The organism is Stenotrophomonas maltophilia (assembly GCF_001274595.1).
In the GTDB taxonomy this organism is placed as follows: Bacteria; Pseudomonadota; Gammaproteobacteria; order Xanthomonadales; family Xanthomonadaceae; genus Stenotrophomonas; species Stenotrophomonas forensis.
On the sequence record NZ_CP011010.1, the window covers coordinates 4,742,501 to 4,745,000 of the forward strand.

Annotated in this window: 1 rRNA gene (only partly in view); it reads right to left on the reverse strand. The window is 53.9% G+C overall.

The window, feature by feature from the left end:
* Nucleotides 1–57: 57 nt before the first annotated feature.
* Nucleotides 58–2,500, reverse strand: a 23S ribosomal RNA gene (locus VN11_RS21425); it runs 435 nt beyond the window's last position.

A 2,500-nucleotide genomic window follows, 5' to 3' on the forward strand; every position in this document is an offset into this window, starting at 1 on the left:
GCGTGCACTTGGATGCTCTTACGACGCTGTCGTAAAGCCAAGGCAACTTGAGGTTATATGGTCAAGCCGCACGGATCATTAGTATCAGTTAGCTCAATACATTGCTGTACTTACACACCTGACCTATCAACCACGTAGTCTACATGGTTCCTTCAGGGGGCTTGTGCCCCGGGAGATCTCATCTTGAGGCGCGCTTCCCGCTTAGATGCTTTCAGCGGTTATCGCTTCCGAACATAGCTACCCGGCAATGCCACTGGCGTGACAACCGGAACACCAGAGGTTCGTCCACTCCGGTCCTCTCGTACTAGGAGCAGCCCCTCTCAAATCTCCAACGCCCATGGCAGATAGGGACCGAACTGTCTCACGACGTTCTGAACCCAGCTCGCGTACCACTTTAAATGGCGAACAGCCATACCCTTGGGACCGACTACAGCCCCAGGATGTGATGAGCCGACATCGAGGTGCCAAACACCGCCGTCGATATGAACTCTTGGGCGGTATCAGCCTGTTATCCCCGGAGTACCTTTTATCCGTTGAGCGATGGCCCTTCCATACAGAACCACCGGATCACTAAGTCCTAGTTTCCTACCTGCTTGATCCGTCGATCTTGCAGTCAAGCACGCTTATGCCTTTGCACACAGTGCGCGATGTCCGACCGCGCTGAGCGTACCTTCGAGCTCCTCCGTTACTCTTTAGGAGGAGACCGCCCCAGTCAAACTACCCACCATACACGGTCCCCGACCCAGATAATGGGCCCAGGTTAGAACGTCAAGCACGACAGGGTGGTATTTCAAGGATGGCTCCACTGCAGCTAGCGCCACAGTTTCATAGCCTCCCACCTATCCTACACAGACGAACTCAACGTTCAGTGTAAAGCTATAGTAAAGGTTCACGGGGTCTTTCCGTCTTGCCACGGGAACGCTGCATCTTCACAGCGATTTCAATTTCACTGAGTCTCGGGTGGAGACAGCGCCGCTGTCGTTACGCCATTCGTGCAGGTCGGAACTTACCCGACAAGGAATTTCGCTACCTTAGGACCGTTATAGTTACGGCCGCCGTTTACTGGGGCTTCGATCAAGAGCTTCGCCTTGCGGCTGACCCCATCAATTAACCTTCCAGCACCGGGCAGGCGTCACACCCTATACGTCCACTTTCGTGTTTGCAGAGTGCTGTGTTTTTGATAAACAGTCGCAGCGGCCTGGTTACTGCGACCCTCTTCAGCTATAGCTCGCACGAGCCACCAAAAAGGGTGCACCTTCTCCCGAAGTTACGGTGCCATGTTGCCTAGTTCCTTCACCCGAGTTCTCTCAAGCGCCTGAGAATTCTCATCCTACCCACCTGTGTCGGTTTACGGTACGGTCTGCGTAAGCTGAAGCTTAGGAGCTTTTCCTGGAAGCGTGGTATCAGTGACTTCGCCATAAAGGCTCGTCTCGGTGCTCGGTCTTAAAGGATCCCGGATTTGCCAAAGATCCAAACCTACCGCCTTTCCCCAGGACAACCAACGCCTGGTACACCTAACCTTCTCCGTCCCTCCATCGCACTTACGCGAGGTGCAGGAATATTAACCTGCTTCCCATCGACTACGACTTTCGTCCTCGCCTTAGGGGCCGACTCACCCTGCGCCGATTAACGTTGCGCAAGGAAACCTTGGGCTTTCGGCGTGCGGGTTTTTCACCCGCATTATCGTTACTCATGTCAGCATTCGCACTTCCGATACCTCCAGCAGACTTCTCAATCCACCTTCAACGGCTTACGGAACGCTCCTCTACCGCGCATACAAAGTATGCACCCCAAGCTTCGGTTCACTGCTTAGCCCCGTTAAATCTTCCCCGCAGACCGACTCGACCAGTGAGCTATTACGCTTTCTTTAAAGGGTGGCTGCTTCTAAGCCAACCTCCTGGCTGTCTGTGCCTTTCCACATGGTTTTCCACTTAGCAGTGAATTTGGGACCTTAGCTGTGGGTCTGGGTTGTTTCCCTTTTCACGACGGACGTTAGCACCCGCCGTGTGTCTCCCATACAGTCCGTCTCGGTATTCGGAGTTTGCAATGGTTTGGTAAGTCGCGATGACCCCCTAGCCATAACAGTGCTCTACCCCCGAGAGGATACATATGAGGCGCTACCTAAATAGCTTTCGAGGAGAACCAGCTATCTCCGGGTTCGATTAGCTTTTCACTCCTAATCACACCTCATCCCCTACCTTTGCAACGGGAGTGGGTTCGGGCCTCCAGTGCGTGTTACCGCACCTTCACCCTGGGCATGACTAGATCACCCGGTTTCGGGTCTACTGCCCGCGACTATGCGCCCTTATCAGACTCGGTTTCCCTTCGCCTCCCCTATACGGTTAAGCTTGCCACGAACAGTAAGTCGCTGACCCATTATACAAAAGGTACGCAGTCACTCCTTGCGGAGCTCCTACTGCTTGTACGCACACGGTTTCAGGTTCTATTTCACTCCCCTCTCCGGGGTTCTTTTCGCCTTTCCCTCACGGTACTGGTTCAC